Annotated in this window: 18 protein-coding genes; all 18 read left to right on the plus strand. The window is 54.8% G+C overall.

Annotated features, from left to right (window positions below; translation table 11 throughout):
* The first annotated feature begins 9 nt into the window (after window positions 1–9).
* Complete coding sequence (gene serC, locus BMS17_RS20130) at window positions 10–1,095, plus strand: 3-phosphoserine/phosphohydroxythreonine transaminase (RefSeq protein ID WP_046031750.1); 1,086 nt, start codon at window positions 10–12, stop codon at window positions 1,093–1,095.
* A complete protein-coding gene (gene pheA, locus BMS17_RS20135) occupies window positions 1,095–2,189 on the plus strand; it encodes a prephenate dehydratase (RefSeq protein ID WP_007899727.1) in 1,095 nt (364 codons plus the stop codon). Before serC ends, pheA begins: the two co-directional genes overlap by 1 nt.
* 10 nt (window positions 2,190–2,199) lie before the next feature.
* Window positions 2,200–3,312 carry a histidinol-phosphate transaminase gene (hisC, locus tag BMS17_RS20140; RefSeq protein WP_077431580.1) on the plus strand — a complete coding sequence of 371 codons (1,113 nt, stop codon included), beginning with the start codon at window positions 2,200–2,202 and terminating at the stop codon, window positions 3,310–3,312.
* A gap of 28 nt (window positions 3,313–3,340) precedes the next feature.
* On the plus strand, window positions 3,341–5,548 hold the full coding sequence (locus tag BMS17_RS20145) for a bifunctional prephenate dehydrogenase/3-phosphoshikimate 1-carboxyvinyltransferase (RefSeq protein WP_256577251.1): 2,208 nt from the start codon (window positions 3,341–3,343) through the stop codon (window positions 5,546–5,548).
* Complete coding sequence (gene cmk / locus BMS17_RS20150) at window positions 5,545–6,234, plus strand: (d)CMP kinase (protein ID WP_027924112.1); 690 nt, start codon at window positions 5,545–5,547, stop codon at window positions 6,232–6,234. Before BMS17_RS20145 ends, cmk begins: the two co-directional genes overlap by 4 nt.
* 120 nt (window positions 6,235–6,354) lie before the next feature.
* Window positions 6,355–8,046 carry a 30S ribosomal protein S1 gene (gene rpsA / locus BMS17_RS20155; RefSeq protein ID WP_046031753.1) on the plus strand — a complete coding sequence of 564 codons (1,692 nt, stop codon included), beginning with the start codon at window positions 6,355–6,357 and terminating at the stop codon, window positions 8,044–8,046.
* A 227-nt stretch (window positions 8,047–8,273) separates the two neighbouring features.
* Window positions 8,274–8,549, plus strand: a complete 276-nt coding sequence (locus BMS17_RS20160; protein WP_046031754.1) for a hypothetical protein — start codon at window positions 8,274–8,276, stop codon at window positions 8,547–8,549.
* Between the two features lie 141 nt (window positions 8,550–8,690).
* Window positions 8,691–8,987: an integration host factor subunit beta gene (gene ihfB, locus BMS17_RS20165; protein WP_003369729.1), complete on the plus strand. Its 297-nt coding sequence runs from the start codon at window positions 8,691–8,693 to the stop codon at window positions 8,985–8,987.
* A gap of 27 nt (window positions 8,988–9,014) precedes the next feature.
* Entirely contained in the window at window positions 9,015–9,254 is a 240-nt protein-coding gene (locus BMS17_RS20170) for a lipopolysaccharide assembly protein LapA domain-containing protein (protein ID WP_046031755.1), read from the plus strand.
* Window positions 9,255–9,539: 285 nt separating this feature from the next.
* Window positions 9,540–10,502: an SDR family oxidoreductase gene (locus BMS17_RS20175; RefSeq protein WP_046031756.1), complete on the plus strand. Its 963-nt coding sequence runs from the start codon at window positions 9,540–9,542 to the stop codon at window positions 10,500–10,502.
* Window positions 10,499–11,509: a glycosyltransferase family 4 protein gene (locus BMS17_RS20180; RefSeq protein ID WP_046031757.1), complete on the plus strand. Its 1,011-nt coding sequence runs from the start codon at window positions 10,499–10,501 to the stop codon at window positions 11,507–11,509. Before BMS17_RS20175 ends, BMS17_RS20180 begins: the two co-directional genes overlap by 4 nt.
* Window positions 11,510–12,118: 609 nt before the next feature.
* Window positions 12,119–12,973 (plus strand): SDR family oxidoreductase, encoded by an 855-nt coding sequence (locus BMS17_RS20185; protein WP_046031758.1) that lies wholly within the window; start codon window positions 12,119–12,121, stop codon window positions 12,971–12,973.
* 16 nt (window positions 12,974–12,989) lie between these two features.
* Window positions 12,990–14,000 carry a polysaccharide biosynthesis protein gene (locus BMS17_RS20190; protein ID WP_046031759.1) on the plus strand — a complete coding sequence of 337 codons (1,011 nt, stop codon included), beginning with the start codon at window positions 12,990–12,992 and terminating at the stop codon, window positions 13,998–14,000.
* A complete protein-coding gene (gene wecB, locus BMS17_RS20195; protein WP_046031760.1) occupies window positions 13,993–15,114 on the plus strand; it encodes a non-hydrolyzing UDP-N-acetylglucosamine 2-epimerase in 1,122 nt (373 codons plus the stop codon). The genes BMS17_RS20190 and wecB overlap by 8 nt, the downstream gene beginning before the upstream one ends.
* Window positions 15,115–15,155: 41 nt before the next feature.
* A complete protein-coding gene (locus BMS17_RS20200; RefSeq protein ID WP_077431582.1) occupies window positions 15,156–16,172 on the plus strand; it encodes a class I SAM-dependent methyltransferase in 1,017 nt (338 codons plus the stop codon).
* On the plus strand, window positions 16,169–17,383 hold the full coding sequence (locus BMS17_RS20205; RefSeq protein ID WP_046031761.1) for a glycosyltransferase family 4 protein: 1,215 nt from the start codon (window positions 16,169–16,171) through the stop codon (window positions 17,381–17,383). Before BMS17_RS20200 ends, BMS17_RS20205 begins: the two co-directional genes overlap by 4 nt.
* Window positions 17,380–18,603, plus strand: coding sequence for a glycosyltransferase (locus BMS17_RS20210; protein ID WP_077431583.1), 1,224 nt, complete (start codon window positions 17,380–17,382; stop codon window positions 18,601–18,603). The genes BMS17_RS20205 and BMS17_RS20210 overlap by 4 nt, the downstream gene beginning before the upstream one ends.
* The gene (locus BMS17_RS20215) at window positions 18,600–19,397 is read left to right on the plus strand and encodes an ABC transporter permease (protein WP_046031763.1); all 798 of its coding nucleotides are present in this window, start codon (window positions 18,600–18,602) and stop codon (window positions 19,395–19,397) included. The genes BMS17_RS20210 and BMS17_RS20215 overlap by 4 nt, the downstream gene beginning before the upstream one ends.
* Window position 19,398 lies beyond the last annotated feature (1 nt).

A 19,398-nucleotide genomic window follows, 5' to 3' on the forward strand; every position in this document is an offset into this window, starting at 1 on the left:
AGAGTGGATGTGAGCAAACGAGCCTATAACTTCTGCGCAGGTCCTGCTGCGCTTCCTGAAGCTGTCCTGTTGCGTGCCCAGTCCGAGTTGCTCGACTGGCATGGTAAAGGTCTGTCGGTCATGGAAATGAGCCATCGCAGCGATGAGTTCGTGTCCATTGCCACCAAGGCCGAGCAGGATCTGCGTGATCTGCTGAATATCCCCTCGAACTATAAAGTGCTGTTTCTGCAAGGTGGCGCCAGCCAGCAATTTGCTCAGATTCCTCTGAACCTGTTGCCGGAAAACGGCTCTGCCGACTATATCGACACCGGTATCTGGTCGCAGAAAGCTATCGAAGAGGCTTCGCGCTTCGGCCACGTCAACGTTGCCGCTACCGCCAAGCCTTACGACTATTTCGCCATTCCTGGCCAGAACGAATGGAAGCTGTCGAAAGACGCGGCCTACGTTCACTACGCACCAAACGAAACCATCGGTGGCCTGGAATTCCAGTGGATCCCGGAAACCGGCGACGTTCCGCTGGTCGCCGACATGTCTTCGGACATTCTTTCGCGTCCGGTCGATGTTTCGCGTTTCGGCATGATCTACGCTGGCGCCCAGAAAAACATCGGTCCGAGCGGTATCGTGGTGAACATCGTTCGCGAGGACCTGTTGGGTCACGCCCGTTCCATTTGCCCGACCATGCTCAACTACAAGGTCGCCGCCGATAACGGCTCGATGTACAACACGCCTCCAACCCTGGCCTGGTACTTGTCTGGTCTGGTGTTCGAGTGGCTCAAGGAGCAAGGTGGTGTTGAAGCCATCGGCAAGCTCAACGAAGTGAAGCAGCGCACGCTGTACAACTTCATCGATGCCAGCGGCTTGTACAGCAACCCGATCAACACGCCTGACCGCTCGTGGATGAACGTGCCGTTCCGTCTGGCGGACGACCGTCTCGACAAGCCGTTCCTGGCTGGTGCCGACGAGCGTGGCTTGTTGAACCTCAAGGGCCACCGCTCCGTGGGTGGCATGCGCGCCTCCATCTATAACGCCGTCGATATCGTTGCGGTCAACGCATTGGTTTCGTACATGGCAGAGTTCGAGAAGGAACACGGCTGATGTCTGAGCAAGAACTCAAGGCACTGCGCCTGCGCATTGATGCCCTGGACGAAAAAGTCCTTGAGCTGATCAGTGAGCGCGCACGTTGCGCCCAGGAAGTTGCGCGAGTAAAGATGGCCTCGCTGGCCGAAGGCGAAGTGCCGGTGTTCTATCGTCCTGAGCGTGAAGCCCAGGTGCTCAAGCGCGTAATGGAGCGCAATCAGGGGCCGTTGGGCAACGAAGAGATGGCGCGGTTGTTCCGTGAAATCATGTCCTCGTGCCTGGCGCTCGAGCAGCCGCTGAAAGTGGCTTACCTCGGCCCTGAAGGCACGTTCACTCAAGCGGCGGCCATGAAGCACTTCGGCCACGCCGTGATCAGCAAGCCCATGGCGGCGATCGACGAAGTGTTCCGCGAAGTGGCGGCCGGTGCGGTGAATTTTGGCGTGGTGCCGGTGGAAAACTCCACCGAAGGTGCGGTCAACCACACCCTCGATAGTTTCCTGGAACACGACATGGTCATCTGTGGCGAAGTCGAGTTGCGGATTCACCACCACCTGTTGGTCGGTGAAAACACCAAGACTGACAGCATCAGCCGCATCTACTCCCATGCCCAGTCCCTGGCCCAGTGCCGCAAGTGGCTGGACGCGCACTACCCGAATGTCGAGCGCGTGGCGGTGTCCAGCAACGCCGAAGCGGCCAAGCGAGTAAAAGGTGAGTGGAACTCGGCGGCGATTGCCGGCGACATGGCTGCCGGCCTGTACGGGCTGACCCGCCTGGCCGAGAAAATCGAGGATCGCCCGGATAACTCCACGCGATTCCTGATGATCGGTAGCCAGGAAGTGCCGCCGACCGGCGACGACAAGACTTCGATCATCGTCTCCATGAGCAACAAACCCGGTGCGCTTCACGAGTTGCTGGTGCCGTTCCACGACAACGGAATCGACCTGACGCGAATCGAAACGCGTCCATCGCGCAGCGGTAAATGGACCTACGTGTTCTTCATCGACTTCGTCGGCCACCACCGTGATCCATTGGTCAAAGGTGTGCTGGAAAAGATCAGTCAGGAAGCAGTGGCACTCAAAGTGCTGGGTTCCTACCCGAAAGCAGTTCTCTAAGGGGTAGCAAATGAGTGGTGACTTCCTCGCTCTGGCACAGCCGGGCGTGCAACAACTTTCGCCTTACGTTCCGGGCAAGCCTGTGGATGAGCTGGCACGCGAGCTGGACCTTGATCCGGCGAGCATCGTCAAGCTGGCCAGCAACGAAAACCCGTTGGGCGCTAGCCCCAAGGCGCTGGCCGCGATTCGTGATGCACTGGCCGAGCTGACCCGCTATCCGGACGGCAACGGCTTTGCACTTAAGTCCCTGTTGGCCGGGCAGTGCCGTGTCGAACTGAACCAGGTGACGCTGGGCAATGGCTCCAATGACATTCTTGAGTTGGTCGCGCGTGCCTATCTGGCGCCGGGCCTCAACGCCGTGTTCAGCGAACACGCGTTCGCGGTTTATCCGATCGCGACTCAGGCTGTCGGCGCGCGGGCCAAGGTGGTTCCGGCCAAGGATTGGGGGCATGACCTGCCTGCAATGCTGGCGGCCATCGATGCCAATACTCGTGTGGTGTTCATCGCCAACCCGAACAACCCGACCGGGACCTGGTTCGATACCGAGGCGCTGGACGAGTTCCTGCAAGACGTGCCGGAGCACGTGCTGGTGGTGCTGGATGAGGCTTACATCGAGTACGCCGAAGGCAGTGATCTGCCGGATGGCCTGGATTTCCTCGCGGCTTACCCGAACCTGCTGGTTTCGCGCACGTTCTCCAAGGCCTATGGCCTGGCATCGCTGCGCGTTGGTTATGGCTTGTCCACTGCCGTCGTCGCTGATGTGCTGAACCGTGTCCGCCAGCCGTTCAACGTCAACAGCATGGCCCTGGCCGCGGCGTGTGCTGCGTTGCAGGATGTCGAGTACCTGGCTGAAAGCCGTCGCCTGAACGAATCCGGTATGCGGCAACTGCAAGCGGGTTTTCGTGAACTGGGGTTGAGCTGGATTCCATCCAAGGGCAACTTCATCTGTGTCGATCTGGGTCAAGTGGCCGCGCCGGTGTTCCAGGGTTTGCTGCGTGAAGGTGTGATCGTGCGTCCTGTGGCCAATTACGGTATGCCGAACCATCTGCGCATCACCATCGGTTTGCCGGCTGAAAACAGTCGCTTCCTTGAGGCGCTGACCAAGGTTCTGGCTCGTGGTTGATGTCACTGCACTGCAATCTGCTGCACCTATGATCGGTCGCCTGGTGGTGGTCGGTCTGGGATTGATCGGTGGTTCGTTCGCCAAGGGTTTGCGTGAAAGTGGCCTGTGCCGCGAAGTGGTGGGGGTCGATCTCGACCCGCAGTCGCGCAAACTGGCGGTCGAGTTGGGCGTGGTGGATCGCTGCGAAGAAGACCTGGCTGTTGCGTGCCAGGGCGCTGACGTGATTCAGTTGGCCGTGCCGATCCTTGCCATGGAAAAAATGCTGGCGCGCCTGGCTGCAATGGATCTGGGTTCTGCGATTCTGACTGACGTCGGTAGTGCCAAAGGCAATGTGGTGCGTGCGGCAACTGAAGCTTTTGGCGGCATGCCGTCGCGTTTCGTGCCGGGGCATCCGATTGCCGGTTCCGAGCAGAGCGGGGTGGAAGCCTCCAATGCCGAGCTGTTCCGTCGTCATAAAGTGATTCTGACGCCGCTGGATCAAACCGATCCGGCCGCGCTGGCAGTGGTCGACCGTTTGTGGCGCGAATTGGGCGCCGATGTCGAACACATGCAGGTCGAACGCCACGATGAAGTGTTGGCGGCGACCAGTCATTTGCCACACCTGTTGGCGTTCGGTTTGGTCGATTCGTTGGCCAAGCGCAATGAAAACCTTGAGATCTTCCGTTACGCTGCCGGCGGTTTCCGCGATTTCACAAGAATCGCGGGAAGCGACCCGGTCATGTGGCACGACATCTTCCTCGCCAACCGCGAAGCTGTCCTGCGCACACTCGATACATTTCGCAGCGACCTCGACGCCTTGCGCGACGCGGTCGATGCAGGGGATGGGCACCAATTGTTGGGCGTGTTCACGCGCGCCCGGGTTGCCCGCGAGCATTTCAGTAAAATCCTGGCCCGCCGGGCCTATGTGGACGCTATGAATTCCAACGATCTGATTTTCCTGGCTCAACCTGGTGGCCGCTTGTCCGGTCGGATTCGCGTACCAGGTGACAAATCGATTTCCCACCGTTCGATCATGCTCGGCTCCCTGGCTGAAGGCGTCACCGAAGTCGAAGGCTTCCTTGAGGGCGAAGACGCTCTGGCGACCCTGCAGGCCTTCCGTGACATGGGCGTTGTGATCGAAGGTCCGCACCATGGTCGCGTGACCATTCACGGCGTTGGCCTGCATGGCCTGAAACCTGCGCCAGGCCCGATCTATCTGGGTAACTCCGGTACGTCGATGCGCCTGCTGTCCGGCCTGTTGGCTGCGCAGAACTTCGACAGCACGCTCACGGGCGATGCTTCGCTGTCCAAGCGCCCAATGAACCGCGTGGCCAACCCGCTGCGTGAAATGGGGGCGGTGATCGAGACCGCTGCTGAAGGTCGTCCACCAATGATCATCCGTGGCGGCAATAAGCTCAAAGGCCTGACCTACACCATGCCTATGGCCAGCGCTCAGGTGAAATCCTGCCTGTTGCTGGCCGGTTTGTATGCCGACGGCAAGACCACCGTTACCGAGCCGGCGCCGACTCGTGACCACACCGAGCGCATGCTGCGCGGCTTTGGCTACCCGGTCACCGTCAATGGCGCGACCGCATCGGTTGAATCCGGTCACAAACTCACTGCAACCCACATTGAAGTGCCGGGCGATATCTCTTCCTCCGCATTCTTCCTCGTGGCGGCGTCGATCGCTGAAGGTTCGGAGCTGGTACTTGAGCACGTTGGAATCAATCCGACGCGTACTGGCGTAATCGATATCCTGCGTCTGATGGGCGCCGATATCACGCTGGAAAACCAGCGTGAAGTCGGCGGCGAGCCCGTTGCAGATTTGCGCGTTCGTGCAGCTAAACTGAAAGGTATCGAGATTCCCGAGGCGCTGGTTCCACTGGCTATCGACGAATTCCCGGTGCTGTTCGTGGCTGCAGCCTGTGCCGAAGGGCGCACGGTACTGCGAGGCGCTGAAGAGCTGCGGGTCAAAGAGTCGGACCGGATTCAGGTCATGGCTGATGGCTTGCTGGCGCTGGGCGTCAAATGCGAACCGACCCCGGATGGCATCATCATCGACGGCGGCCAGATCGGCGGCGGTGTGGTGCATGGTCATGGTGACCACCGGATCGCCATGGCATTCAGCGTTGCATCGCTGCGCGCGACTGCGCCGATCCGCATTCATGACTGCGCCAACGTTGCGACGTCGTTCCCGAACTTCCTCGCGTTGTGCGCACAGGTCGGTATCCGGGTTGCTGAAGAGGCTCAGTCGTGATCAACAAGTCGCCAGTCATTACCATCGATGGTCCGAGCGGTTCCGGTAAAGGCACCATCGCCGGGATATTGGCAAAGCGTCTGGGCTGGAATCTGCTGGATTCGGGCGCGTTGTACCGATTGCTGGCGTTCGCCGCGCACAATCATGGTGTTGATCTGACCAATGAAGAGTTGCTGAAAGCGCTCGCCGCTCATCTGGACGTGCAATTCATCGCTGCGACCGACGGTCAGTTGCAGCGAATCATTCTGGAAGGCGATGAAGTCAGTGATGTGATTCGCACTGAAAGTGTCGGCGCCGGAGCATCCCAGGTTGCGGCGCTGCCCGCTGTACGCGAGGCGCTGCTGCAGCGCCAGCGTGCTTTCCAGGAAATGCCGGGCCTGGTCGCTGATGGTCGCGACATGGGCACGGTGGTTTTTCCGGACGCGCCCTTGAAGATTTTCCTCACCGCCAGTGCCGAGGAGCGTGCGCGCCGTCGATACTTGCAGTTGAAGGGCAAAGTCGATGGTGTTAGTCTGTCGAGTCTGCTAGATGAGATACGTGTTCGCGATGAGCGTGACACCCAGCGAGCGGTAGCCCCGCTCAAACCGGCGGCTGACGCCATACAGCTGGATTCCACGGAATTATCCATCGATCAGGTGCTGGAACGCATCATGAGCGAGATCGCCATTCGCGATATCGCCGGGTGACCAAGAAGGCCGCAGGGGACCAGTCATAGTCCTGTGGTGGCTTCTTTTAAATGAAACTAACCCATACCGTCTGGGGTGTGGAGATGGGCGTAGTCTTCGCCCTCATCAACAGGAATTAAAATGAGCGAAAGCTTTGCGGAACTCTTTGAAGAAAGCCTAAAAACCCTGAACCTTCAGGCAGGCTCCATCATCACCGGTGTTATCGTTGATATCGATTACCAAGCTCGCTGGGTAACCGTTCACGCTGGCCTGAAGTCTGAAGCACTCATCCCGCTTGAGCAGTTCTACAACGACGCTGGCGAACTGAACATCAACGTCGGTGACGAAGTTCACGTTGCTCTGGACTCGGTTGAAGACGGCTTTGGTGAAACCAAGCTGTCCCGTGAAAAAGCCAAGCGCGCTGAATGCTGGATTGTTCTGGAAGCAGCCTTCGCAGCCGAAGAAGTGGTCAAGGGCGTTATCAACGGTAAGGTTAAAGGCGGCTTCACTGTCGACGTTAACGGCATCCGTGCGTTCCTGCCAGGTTCTCTGGTTGACGTCCGTCCTGTGCGCGATACTACGCACCTGGAAGGCAAAGAGCTGGAATTCAAGGTCATCAAACTCGACCAGAAACGCAACAACGTTGTCGTTTCCCGTCGCAGCGTCCTCGAAGCCGAGAACTCCGCCGAGCGTGAAGCTCTGCTGGAATCCCTGCAGGAAGGTCAGCAAGTCAAAGGTATCGTCAAAAACCTCACCGATTACGGCGCATTCGTCGATCTGGGTGGCGTGGATGGCCTGCTGCACATTACCGACATGGCTTGGAAGCGTATCAAGCATCCTTCCGAAATCGTCAACGTTGGCGACGAGATCGATGTCAAGGTTCTGAAGTACGATCGCGAACGCAATCGTGTTTCCCTGGGCCTCAAGCAACTGGGCGAAGATCCATGGGTTGCTATCAAAGCCCGTTACCCAGAAAGCACTCGCGTTACCGCTCGTGTAACCAACCTGACCGACTACGGCTGCTTCGCTGAGCTGGAAGAAGGCGTTGAAGGTCTGGTACACGTTTCCGAAATGGACTGGACCAACAAAAACATCCACCCTTCGAAAGTCGTACAAGTCGGCGACGAAGTGGAAGTTATGGTTCTGGACATCGACGAAGAGCGTCGTCGTATCTCCCTGGGCATCAAGCAGTGCAAATCTAACCCATGGGAAGATTTCTCTGGCCAGTTCAACAAGGGCGATAAAATCTCCGGCACCATCAAGTCGATCACCGATTTCGGTATCTTCATTGGTCTGGACGGCGGCATCGACGGTCTGGTTCACCTGTCCGACATCTCCTGGAACGAAGTGGGCGAAGAAGCCGTTCGCCGCTTCAAGAAGGGCGACGAGCTGGACACCGTTATCCTGTCGGTTGACCCAGAGCGCGAGCGTATCTCCCTGGGTATCAAGCAACTGGAAAGCGATCCGTTCTCCGAGTACGTTCAAGAGAACGACAAAGGCGCAATCGTTAAAGGCATCGTGAAAGAAGTTGACGCTAAAGGCGCCATCATCACTCTGGCCGACGATATCGAAGCGACTCTGAAAGCCTCCGAAATCAGCCGTGACCGCGTTGAAGACGCGCGTAACGTTCTGAAAGAAGGCGAAGAAGTAGAAGCCAAGATCATCAGCGTTGACCGTAAGAGCCGCGTAATCCAGCTGTCGATCAAGTCGAAAGACGTTGAAGACGAGAAAGAAGCAATCCAGAGCTTGAAAGACAAGCCTGCTGCTGACGTCGCTGCTGGTCCTACCACTCTGGGCGACCTGTTGCGTGCACAAATGGAAAAGCAGAACTAAGTTCTGTCAGACCATAGAAAAAGGGCGACTTCGGTCGCCCTTTTTTGTGCCTGCGATTTGGTGGGATTGCCGATGCATTTTGGGGGGGGGCAGTGATGTGATTGCTTGTGAAACCAACATCCCCTATAAACGGTCTTTTTGTATAGTCGGATCAAACGTTTGTTTGCAGCTAACCTTTAGCTTGAAGTGAACGACAGCCGGGCAGGGCGTCCGGCATAAGGAAGTGAATGAACAAGCTCATTGTCGCTATAGCAGTACTGACATTGGCGGGTTGTACTACTAATGCCAAGACTCACGTCGTGCGCGGGGTGAGTGGTATCGAGATTGATTGTTCCGGACTGGGGTCTGGGTGGGAGAAGTGTCGCAAGCGAGCAGACAAGGAGTGCAAAAAGCAGGGTTACAAGGTCCTGGCCCGATCTGATGATGTCAAGGATGATGAATTCCCCTTTGGTTTCAACCCGGCGGGATACCTCACGCGGACCATGCTTGTAATTTGTCGGTGAGGTTGAGTGTCTTGAGATCGCTTGAATTTGGGTGAGTTGTTTTGATAACGATTTGTCAAATCCTGGGCTGTTCAAATTCTTCCGGGCGTGCTAAAACCTCTGAAGCGATTTTCCTAGCTGCTTGAAAAAGAAGGGAAAAATATGACGAAGTCGGAGTTGATCGAACGAATTGTCACCCATCAAGGGCTGCTCTCATCCAAGGATGTGGAGTTGGCCATCAAGACCATGCTTGAGCAAATGTCCCAATGTCTGGCCACTGGCGATCGTATCGAGATCCGTGGTTTTGGCAGCTTCTCCCTGCACTACCGCGCACCGCGCGTAGGTCGCAATCCGAAAACCGGTCAGTCCGTCAGCCTCGACGGCAAGTTCGTTCCACATTTCAAGCCAGGTAAAGAACTGCGTGATCGTGTGAACGAGGATGAGGAGGAGGGGCTTTGACGGCTGCCATCTTTCAAGGAGCCATTCATGCGTAATCTCAAGCGTGTATTGCTCGCCTTGTTTGTGTTGTTGCTCGTATTGGTGATTCTGGCGTTTGTTTTAGAGAATCAACAATCGGTTTCCCTGCTATTTCTTGGCTGGGCAGGGCCGCAGCTACCAGTGTCGCTGGTGGTGGTTCTTGCGTTGCTGGTCGGCATGGTTATCGGTCCGATGCTTGGCTGGTTTCTGGGGCGCGCGGCCCGGGCTTCACGCAAGCGCCTGGCCTGACAGTCGAAACTCTGGCGAGTTGCTGAGGTATCGAGAGTGTTATCTCGGCAGCTGTTCGTCACATTCCCAACGATATCATTGACGCGGCCCTTAACGCCGATAGACTCATCCGTGGCCGATGGTTAGGGGGTGTCGGGCATGATCCTGCAACAACTTGGTTGTGGAAACCGTAATAGACAAATCTGCTTGCCATGAACACAACGCGCTCGTTATTCAGAAGCGGTTCGGCGTTCGCGGCTGAAGAGTAATGGAAGTTTTCAGGATGAATGTGGTGGGCAAGAGCAAATGAGTTGTTCAAAAGTCCTGGTGACGGGCGCGAGTGGGTTTGTCGGGTCCGCGGTTGTAACCAAGTTGTTGTCGAGTGAGAAGTTTTCCGCGGTGTGCGGTGTTCGCGGGTCGTCCCAAACGGACTTTCCCTGTGAGCATATCTTTTTTGAGTTGGGCGCCAACATTCCTGTAGATGCATTGGCAGGTGTTACGGCGGTCGTGCATGCAGCTGCGCGTGTGCATGTGATGACTGCGCAGGGGGCGGATGACCTTAGTGCCTTCCGGGCAGCCAATGTCGATGGAACAATCAAATTGGCGGCCATTGCCGCGCAGGCGGGCGTAAAGCGCTTTGTTTTCATCAGTTCAATCAAGGTCAATGGGGAGCATACCCTTCCTGGCCAGCCATTTACTTCGATTGATTTGCCGGCACCAGTCGACGCCTATGGCATCTCCAAGCGTGAGGCTGAGGACGCTCTAATGGAGTTGGGGGCGCGCACCGGAATGGAGATTGTGATAATTCGTCCTCCTCTGGTCTATGGCCCGGGCGTAAAGGCCAATTTCCTCAATATGCTTCGATGGGTCGAACGAGGAGTACCGCTGCCATTTGGTTCGATCAACAATCGACGCAGCATGGTTGCACTGGATAATCTGGTTGATTTGATCGTACGTTGCATTGAGCATCCCGCGGCCCCGGGTAATACCTTTCTCGTCAGTGATGGCGAAGATCTTTCCACGACACAGTTACTTCGACGTGTGGCGCAATCACTTGGCGTGCGCTCTGTACTGATCCCTTTCCCGCAAAAAATACTGTCTCTGGCGTTGGTTTTGATGGGGAAGCAGGCTCTTTCCGTACGCTTGTGTGGTTCGCTTCAGGTCGATGTGCGGCGAACATGTGAGTTGTTGCAGTGGGCGCCGCCTGTCGGTATTGAACAAGCGCTAGCAGGTGTGGCGAAACATTATCTGGATACGAAAACCAAATGATCTTTCTGTTGTTGGTAGGGGTGTTTGTCGCATCCTGGTTGATGACGTTTTATTTGCGACGCTACGCCTTGCGTAACAGTCTCATTGATATTCCCAATGCCCGAAGTTCGCACTCGATCCCTACTCCTAGGGGGGGCGGCGTATCGATAGTTGTTTCGTTCCTTGGAGCATTGTGTGTTTGCGTTTTATCCGGGGTGGTTTCGTGGGGCGCGTTTGCGGGATTGTTTGGGGCTGGTGCTGTCGTGGCCTTGATAGGGTTTGCTGATGATCATGGTCACATTGCGGCTCGATGGCGGTTGCTCGGGCACTTTTCAGCGGCCGCGTGGTTTTTGTTTTGCATTGGGGGGCTCGCCCCTCTGAACCTGTTTGGATTTGTTGTCGACCTGGGTTGGTGGGGAGGTGCGCTGGCTGCAATCTATCTGGTCTGGCTCTTGAACTTGTATAACTTCATGGATGGGATCGACGGTATTGCGGGGGCTGAGGCTATCTGTGTCTGCCTGGGTGGTGCATTTCTATACTGGTTGGGCGGCTTTACAGGTGAGTTGTGGGTGCCTCTTTTGCTCGCCAGCGCTTGTGCGGGTTTTTTGATCTGGAATTTTCCGCCTGCGAAAATTTTCATGGGGGATGCCGGCAGTGGGTTTCTTGGATTGATTCTCGGCGGCCTGGCTTTGCAGGCGGCTTGGGTTGCCCCGCAATTGCTGTGGAGTTGGCTGATTTTTGCGGGTGTTTTCATCGTGGATGCGACCTACACAATGCTGCACCGCTTGATTCGGGGAGAGAAGGTGTATGAGGCGCATCGTAGTCATGCCTATCAATATGCGTCTCGACATCACCTCAGCCACAAGAAAATCACCCTCGCGGTCGTTTTGATCAATGTTCTTTGGTTGGCTCCGCTCGCGATATGGGTTGGGATTGGGTCGCTGGATGGGGGGATCGGTCTGTTGGTCGCCTATTTGCCTCTTGTTGTGTTGGCGGTGAAGTACAACGCAGGCAAAGCCGAGACCTGATTCGAGCGGTGTTTGGCGCGAAGCTGTTTGTATGGGCTTATAGATGGCCACTGTCAAGCGCAGATCTTTGAGTAAGGTGCGCTTGCGACGATGGTGGTCACTTGGTCGCCAAGGCACAGAATCCGCGGATGGACGTACTGTAGCCGCCACTCAATTGCACAAAATTGTATGGTAAACTTCTCTGGTTTTTGCGGAGTGATGGCATAAAGCCAATACTCCGCTGGCAGATGTGATTCTCTTGCGTAGCCAACGCAGCATTGCTATGCGCAAGGGTGATGTGTTCGTTCGGGTGTAATGGGGTGGGTAACCTCCTTCGGGTTACGCCGGTCTATCCCGCAGTTCCTGGGTAGCATGGATGAGCAGTGAGCACTTGCTGGCGATCCTGTTGCAGGTATTCGAACATCGTCATTGTTTTTCAGGCATTGACGGTGAGCGGGGCTGCAAGAATGGATCGCTGCGCAAGAGGGCTCCAGCCCGTGTTGAGTACAGATTCGCGATATGTCCCCCTTTTGTTGCTCCTCTGGATGCAGCGGGTGTAGACGTTCAACTGATGAGTGGCAACCGGATGATGGAATCGGGTTTTTGGTCCGGGAAGTGAGGAGTAGGGCAATGAGAGTTATGGTGTTGGGTGTTTCCGGAATGCTGGGTAACGCAGCCTACCGAGTGTTGTCGGCTAACCCCGATTTGACCGTTTACGGTACTGCTCGGAGCGAGGGTTCCCGGAAATTTTTCTCAGAGGCCTTGGCCGAGAAAATCATTCTTGGCGTGGATGTCGAAAGTCAGGATTCGCTGATCAAGGCTTTCGGGACGATAAGACCTGATGTCGTGATCAACTGTGTGGGACTGGTCAAGCAATTGGCCGATGCAAATGATCCTCTTCAGGCTGTGCCAATCAATACATTGCTGCCTCACCGTCTGGCTGCCTTGTGCAAGGCGACTGGCGCGCGCCTGGTCCATATCAGCACCGATTGCGTTTTCTCGGGTGAGAAGGGTGGGTATCTGGAATCCGATTTCCCTGACGCTTACGACCTGTATGGGCGTTCCAAGCTGTTGGGCGAGGTTGATTATCCTCACGCCATTACATTGCGCACTTCGATTATTGGCCGGGAGCTGTCTGGACATCGCAGCCTCGTCGGTTGGTTCCTTGCGCAGCAAGGGACCGTTCAAGGATTTACCGGCGCTATCTTCTCCGGTTTGCCAACCATGGAGTTGGCACGAGTGATCAACGAGTACGTTTTGCCGCGCCCTGATCTGCATGGTCTGTATCACGTAGCGACCCAGCCTATAAACAAGTACGACTTGCTGAAGCTTGTGGCGAAAACTTATGGAAAAGACACTGAGATTGTCCCTTCGGACAGGTTGACGATCGACCGTTCGTTAAACGCGGACCGCTTCCGGGAGGCAACTGGTTACGTTGCCCCTGAGTGGCCGGTTTTAGTACAAAACATGCATGACTTCAATTAAGCGCAAGGTTTAGATAATGTTCGATAATAAAGTTTTGATGATTACCGGCGGTACAGGCTCTTTCGGTAACGCTGTTCTGAATCGTTTTCTGAAGACAGACGTCAAAGAAATTCGCATCTTCAGCCGTGATGAAAAAAAGCAAGAAGACATGCGGATTGCCTTGAACAATCCAAAGCTGAAATTCTACATCGGCGACGTTCGTGACTACGACAGCATCCGCGATGCGATGAAAGGCGTTGATTACGTCTTTCACGCGGCCGCGCTGAAGCAGGTTCCTTCCTGCGAGTTCTACCCGATGGAAGCGGTACGCACCAACGTCCTGGGTGCGGATAACGTCATGAAAGCGGCAATCGCGAACCACGTTGATCGCGTTATCGTGCTCAGTACCGACAAAGCGGTGTATCCGATCAATGCAATGGGCATCTCCAAGGCAATGATGGAGAAGCTCATGGTGGCCAAGGCCCGCATGCAGTCCGAAGGCGAAACCGTATTTTGCGCGACGCGTTACGGCAACGTCATGGCCTCCCGTGGCTCGGTTATTCCGTTGTTCATCGAGCAGCTGCGCGAAGGCAAGTCGATCACCATTACCGACCCGACCATGACCCGCTTCCTGATGTCGCTGGAAGACTCTGTCGACCTGGTATTGCATGCATTCGAACACGGCCGTCAAGGCGACATCTTCGTTCAGAAGGCCCCGGCATCGACCATCGAGGTGTTGGCTCAGGCGCTGAAGGAATTGTTCGCCAAAGAAAACGACATTCGCGTCATTGGTACTCGTCATGGCGAAAAACTCTACGAGTCGCTGGTTTCACGTGAAGAGTTGGCAAAAGCCGAGGACATGGGTCAGTACTATCGTGTACCTGCCGATAATCGTGACCTCAACTATGCAAAATTTGTCGTTGAAGGCGAGCTGGAAATCACCCAGTTCGAAGACTACACCTCTCACAACACGACTCAACTCGATGTCGAAGGCGTGAAGCAATTGCTCCTGAAACTGTCCTACATCCAGGAGCAACTCAATGCTTAAGGTAATGACCATTGTCGGGACTCGTCCCGAGCTGATCAAAATGTCGCGGGTTATTGCCGAGTTCGATGCTCATACCCAGCACATCCTCGTTCATACCGGACAGAACTTCGACTATGAGTTGAACCAGGTATTCTTCGATGACCTGGATATCCGCAAGCCGGATTACTTCCTCGGAGCAGTAGGCGCCAACGCCGCGCAAACCATCGCGCGCGTAATCGAGAAAGCCGACGAAGTCCTGGAGGCTGAGAAGCCGGACGCTCTGATGCTGTACGGCGATACCAACTCCTGCCTGGCAGTGATTGCAGCCAAGCGTAGAAAAATTCCGGTATTCCACATGGAAGCTGGTAACCGCTGCTTCGACCAGCGTGTTCCGGAAGAACTCAATCGCAAGGTTCTGGATCACCTCAGCGACATTAACCTGGTATTGACCGAGCACGCTCGTCGCTACTTGCTGGATGAAGGGATTCCACCCGATCGTATTATCAAATCGGGCTCTCACATGCAGGAAGTGCTGGAGCATTTCGAACCCAAGATCGTGGGCTCGCAAATCCTCGAAAAACTTGAGCTGAAGTCGAAGAACTTTTTCGTTGTCAGCGCGCACCGTGAAGAAAACGTCGATACGCCGGCCAACCTGCAGGACCTGTTGAATACGCTGCAGGCTCTGGTTGAAACCTATGACATGCCAGTCATTGTTTCTACCCACCCGCGTACACGTCAGCGTCTGGAAGCATTGGGGCTCGACGGTCTGGATTCGAGAATTCAGTTCCTCAAGCCATTCGGTTTCTTTGACTACATCAAGCTGCAGATGGAAGCGTTCTGCATTCTGTCTGACAGCGGCACCATCACCGAAGAGGCTTCGCTGCTGGGCTTGACCGCCGTGACGATTCGTAATGCACACGAGCGTCCAGAGGGTATGGACCAGGGCACACTGATCATGAGCGGCCTGAAGTCGGAGCGGGTTCTGGATGCTGTGCGTATTGTCACCAGCCAGGATCAGGCCGGTGCTATTCGTCGTGTGGTACCAGACTATGAAGGTGGGCTGGTGTCGCAGAAAGTGCTGCGGATTGTTTTGAGTTACGTAGATTTTATCAATCGGACCGTTTGGTCGAAGTAAATCCGAATTTAGCGCAAGCAAAAAAAATAGCGAGAGAAAAAATGAGCACGAATACTCAGACGTTGGACGCAATTTACAATGCAGGTGAACGTCTGGTTCCGGGAGAGACTCACGGTCGAGATGAAGTGGTTCGTCATAAAAGCAGTTATCAACTGTTTCGTGATGTTATTGAAGCCGACATCTTGCGTGATCCGTCAATGCTTGTGTCTGGTATCACTATCCTGGACATCGGCTGTGGCACAGGGCATGGGACCTTCATGCTCGGTGAAATTCTGGGCGCACAAATCGTGGGCATCGATCCAAGTATCGAGTCGGTTCAGTACGCAAAAGATAACTACGGCGCGAAAAACATTCAGTATGTGAACGGCGATGCCGAGTCATTCGTGCGCGATGCCCATTCATTCGACTACGTCGTCTCTCGCCATGCGCTAGAACATGTCGTGGATGGCCTGAACTTTGCGCTTAAAGTTCATTGCCGGAAACGTCTGATGGTTAACGTTCCATTTAACGAGGGGGATGGTAACGTCCACCACCTCGTTCACTGGATCAAAGAAGAGCATTTCGAAGCCTATCCGAATAAAGAGTTCTTTTACGAAGGACTGGATGGCGTTACCGAACTGACGCGTACCGAAGAAAATCCGCCAAACTCGATTCTTTGCATTTCCAGTGCTCCTGAACTGAAGCCTGTGCGCGAGCTTTTCGAGTTTCCGATCGCAGAATGGAAGCCTGAGTTCCTGCAGAACCTGGGTATTGAAAGTCTTGAGTCGGATCTTGAACAGCGCGAGTTGAACATTCAGCAGCTTCATGCGCAGATCCAGCAGCGTGAGCAGTATTTCATTGAGAAAGAAGCTCAACTTGACGCGCATCACTCAAATTTGCGCGACCTGGAAAATGACATTCGTCGTCGTGAAGCGTGGGTCGCAGAGAAAGAAACTCAACTCGCTACTCATGAAGCAAACCTGGCTGGTATGCAGGCAGACCTCGTACGTCGCGAAGAGATCATTGCCAATAGCAAGATTGCTCGTCTCGCACTGAAAGCAGGTTCTTATCGCAAATGAAGGTACTTCAGGTCAATGGTTACGAGTCACCAGGTCGTCGATTTAATGGTCTATCCATTACGCCGCTTCTGAAAAAATACGATGTCGAATCTCGACACCTTATTTGGGAGAAGGATACTCAGAACCCCGAAGTCCTGACTTTCGAGGGAAAGAACACAAGGAAAATCAACCGGATTATCAATCGGGTTGAACGCCTGACTTCAATGCAGTCGGTGTTGTATCCGCACGCCAAGCAGATGATGAAAATGCCTGCCTTCGAGGAGGCAGATGTACTGCATTTGCACATCATCCACTCGGGTTACATGAGCCTCGGCGACCTGCCGGAAATCACCCGTCGCAAACCGACGGTGTGGACGCTGCATGATCCGTGGGCAATGACCGGGCATTGCGTCTACCCGTTTGAATGCAAGCGCTGGATGACTGGCTGCGGTAAGTGTCCTGACCTGGATATTCACTTTCCACTGCTGATGGATACCACGCGGTTTTTGTTCAAATACAAAAAACGCGCTTACAACAAATCGAAGTTTGACGTAATCGTTGCCTCGAAGTGGATGCGCGATATGGTCGAGGCTTCTCCTCTTTTCGAGGATGTTGATATCCACCAGGTACCGTTTGGCCTGGACCTTGATTTCTTCAATCCCAAAGCCTCGCCGGATGCGCGTAAACGCTTCGGTATTCCCGATGATGCGTTGGTCATTTGCTTCAGGGCTGTGGATAACCAGTTCAAAGGGCTGCCATACATCATCCAGGCACTTGAGCGTATTAGCGCCAAACAACCGGTCTGTCTGCTGACGCTCAATAGCAAAGGTTTGATGGAGCAGTTTGCCGATCGATTCCAGTTGGTTGAGCTTGGCTGGACCAACGATGAAGAGCAGGCCCGGGATGCTTTTGTCGCGTCAGACATCTTCCTGATGCCGTCGATCGTAGAAGCCTTTGGCGTAATGGCCATTGAAGCGTTCGCTTGCGGCAAGCCGGTGATCGTGTTCGAAGGGACTTCGTTGCCAGAAGTAACTTTCGCTCCGGAGGTCGGGGTGTCCGTACCGATGCACGATGGAGAAGGACTCTACCGTGCCCTGCAACACCTGATCGACAATCCGGCCGAACGTGAAGAGCGTGGTCGCAAGGGACGAGAGATTGCCGAGTTGCACTATGGTGACGACTTGTATGCCCAGCGACTGGCGGAGATATACAAAACGGTTGCTGCTAAATGAAAGTACTGCTTTTAACTGATATTCCACCTTGCCGTAACTTTACTGCAGGTTTGGTACTGGATCGGTTGGTCGGTTTTTTGCCCAAGGACCAGATCGCAATTTGTGCGGTTGTTAATCCGGCGCTGAACCCGGAGATTCCGGCGGAACTTGACGCAGTCCCCAAGCTGATTTTAAAGAAGCCACGAGAAGCAGCTGTTCGAGTGTTGCCTCGTAAAGCAGGGATACTGTCGGCGTTTCCGTTTGAATTGGTACAGGCTGGTCGCGTTAGCAAAGAGTTGCTGCCGCAGATCGTCGAGTTTGCCAAGGCGCAGAAAGTTGATGCGGTGTGGGTCGTATTGCAAGGCCAGACGATGGTGCGTCTGGCCCGTCAATTGACCAAAGCCCTCAATGTGCCGCTACTGACTCAGGTCTGGGATCCCTTCGGTTGGTGGTTGCAAGCGAACCTCATCGATGGGTTTACTCGCCGTCGTTTGCTCAAGGAGTTCGACGAAGTCATCAAGGGTAGCGTTTCCTGTGCCACCGCGTCGTGGGCGATGTCCGAAAACTACACGAGCAAGTACCGCGTCGTTAATGCGCCGGTAATTGCCGGCCTGCCTCGTGAACTGGCATTGCCGCCCGCAACCCGCGCGCATGATAGCGATGAATTTATCATTGCCATGGCCGGGCAATTCTATGCACAGACAGAGTGGGAGTGCCTGCAACACGCCCTGAATGCCTGCAACTGGAAAATTGCCGGTAAACGGATTCGTGTGCGTGTCATGGGTGGGGCTTTCAAAGTATTCACTCAGAGTCCGTCAAACTTCGAGTACCTGGGTTGGCAAAGCCAGGAAGAGACCATTCGACTGTTGTCCGAGTCGGACCTCCTCTATTTGCCTTACTGGTTCTCGGGCGAGTACCACGAAGAATCCAGCAACAGCTTCCCGTCGAAGGTCGTCACTTACTTTGCCGCGGGCCGGCCGGTGTTTTGTCATGCGCCGACTTACGCCTCTCCAGCAAAGTACATCAAGGCCAATGATGCTGGCTTCCTTTGCGAGTCACTCGATACTTCGGCGATCATCAGCCAATTGGAGAGAGCCGTTCAGGACACCGAGGCGTACGGTCGTTTTGCCGCCAATGGCCATTCATGCTTCATGAAGGATTTCACTCTGGAACGCATGAAAGAATCCTTTCTTGCGTTTTTGGGAAATCACACCAAAGCATCAATGGGGCTTTCTAATTGAGTCAGAATATCCTCACCGCTCATGTAAGGCACTTCGATCTAATCAAGCAACTGATCAAACGCGATGTTGATATGCGATTCAAAGGGGCGCTGTTGGGCGTCCTTTGGCCGCTGATCACGCCATTGATGACGTTGGCGATGTATGCCGTAGTGTTTGGCTACTTTTTGCCTTCTCGTTGGCCTGGTGTCGAAGGCATCACTGGTTTTGCGTTGATGTTGTTCCCCGGTCTGATCGTATTCACGTTTTTTGCTGAATGCGTAAACCGCGCGCCCAACCTGATTACCTCAAATCCCAATTTCGTCAAGAAAGTGGTGTTTCCGGTCGAACTATTGGTTTGGGTACCCATCGGCTCAGCCGTGTTCCAGCTGTGCCTGAGTGTGGTCGCGTGGGCGGCTATTGCGTTGTTCGTCAACGGCGGACTGCAATGGACCATTGTATTTCTGCCAATCGTCATCGCCCCAATGGTTTTATGCCTGTTAGGCATTACGTGGTTCCTCAGTGCCCTCGGGGTTTTCCTGCGGGATATCGCGCAGTTGACCATCGTGATCACCCAGGCCTTGATGTTTTTCTCCCCAGTGCTCTATCCACTCGACAAGCTCCCTCAGTGGGCCAGTCAGTTGATCATGCTCAATCCGCTGTCGTTCATCGTTGAGCAGGCGCGATTGGTAATGATTAATGGCGTGCTTCCCAACTTTCAAGGGTTGTTGATCTACGCCTGCGTGAGCCTGGTCGTCTGCTGGCTCGGCCTTCGCTTCTTCAGATCTGTCAGACACGGCTTTGCGGACGTTTTATGAG

Origin of the sequence: Pseudomonas sp. C9 (assembly GCF_002000165.1) — a bacterium.
Classification (GTDB): domain Bacteria; phylum Pseudomonadota; class Gammaproteobacteria; order Pseudomonadales; family Pseudomonadaceae; genus Aquipseudomonas.

Bases quoted from the DNA above. Each gene is read 5' to 3' on its own strand.
- BMS17_RS20200 (WP_077431582.1), top strand. From the start codon at position 15,156: ATGAGCACGAATACTCAGACGTTGGACGCAATTTACAATGCAGGTGAA.
- wecB (WP_046031760.1), top strand. From the start codon at position 13,993: ATGCTTAAGGTAATGACCATTGTCGGGACTCGTCCCGAGCTGATCAAA.
- BMS17_RS20145 (WP_256577251.1), top strand. From the start codon at position 3,341: ATGATCGGTCGCCTGGTGGTGGTCGGTCTGGGATTGATCGGTGGTTCG.
- BMS17_RS20210 (WP_077431583.1), top strand. From the start codon at position 17,380: ATGAAAGTACTGCTTTTAACTGATATTCCACCTTGCCGTAACTTTACT.
- BMS17_RS20190 (WP_046031759.1), top strand. From the start codon at position 12,990: ATGTTCGATAATAAAGTTTTGATGATTACCGGCGGTACAGGCTCTTTC.
- BMS17_RS20175 (WP_046031756.1), top strand. From the start codon at position 9,540: ATGAGTTGTTCAAAAGTCCTGGTGACGGGCGCGAGTGGGTTTGTCGGG.
- BMS17_RS20185 (WP_046031758.1), top strand. From the start codon at position 12,119: ATGAGAGTTATGGTGTTGGGTGTTTCCGGAATGCTGGGTAACGCAGCC.
- pheA (WP_007899727.1), top strand. From the start codon at position 1,095: ATGTCTGAGCAAGAACTCAAGGCACTGCGCCTGCGCATTGATGCCCTG.
- rpsA (WP_046031753.1), top strand. From the start codon at position 6,355: ATGAGCGAAAGCTTTGCGGAACTCTTTGAAGAAAGCCTAAAAACCCTG.
- ihfB (WP_003369729.1), top strand. From the start codon at position 8,691: ATGACGAAGTCGGAGTTGATCGAACGAATTGTCACCCATCAAGGGCTG.
- BMS17_RS20170 (WP_046031755.1), top strand. From the start codon at position 9,015: ATGCGTAATCTCAAGCGTGTATTGCTCGCCTTGTTTGTGTTGTTGCTC.
- BMS17_RS20160 (WP_046031754.1), top strand. From the start codon at position 8,274: ATGAACAAGCTCATTGTCGCTATAGCAGTACTGACATTGGCGGGTTGT.
- BMS17_RS20180 (WP_046031757.1), top strand. From the start codon at position 10,499: ATGATCTTTCTGTTGTTGGTAGGGGTGTTTGTCGCATCCTGGTTGATG.
- BMS17_RS20205 (WP_046031761.1), top strand. From the start codon at position 16,169: ATGAAGGTACTTCAGGTCAATGGTTACGAGTCACCAGGTCGTCGATTT.
- hisC (WP_077431580.1), top strand. From the start codon at position 2,200: ATGAGTGGTGACTTCCTCGCTCTGGCACAGCCGGGCGTGCAACAACTT.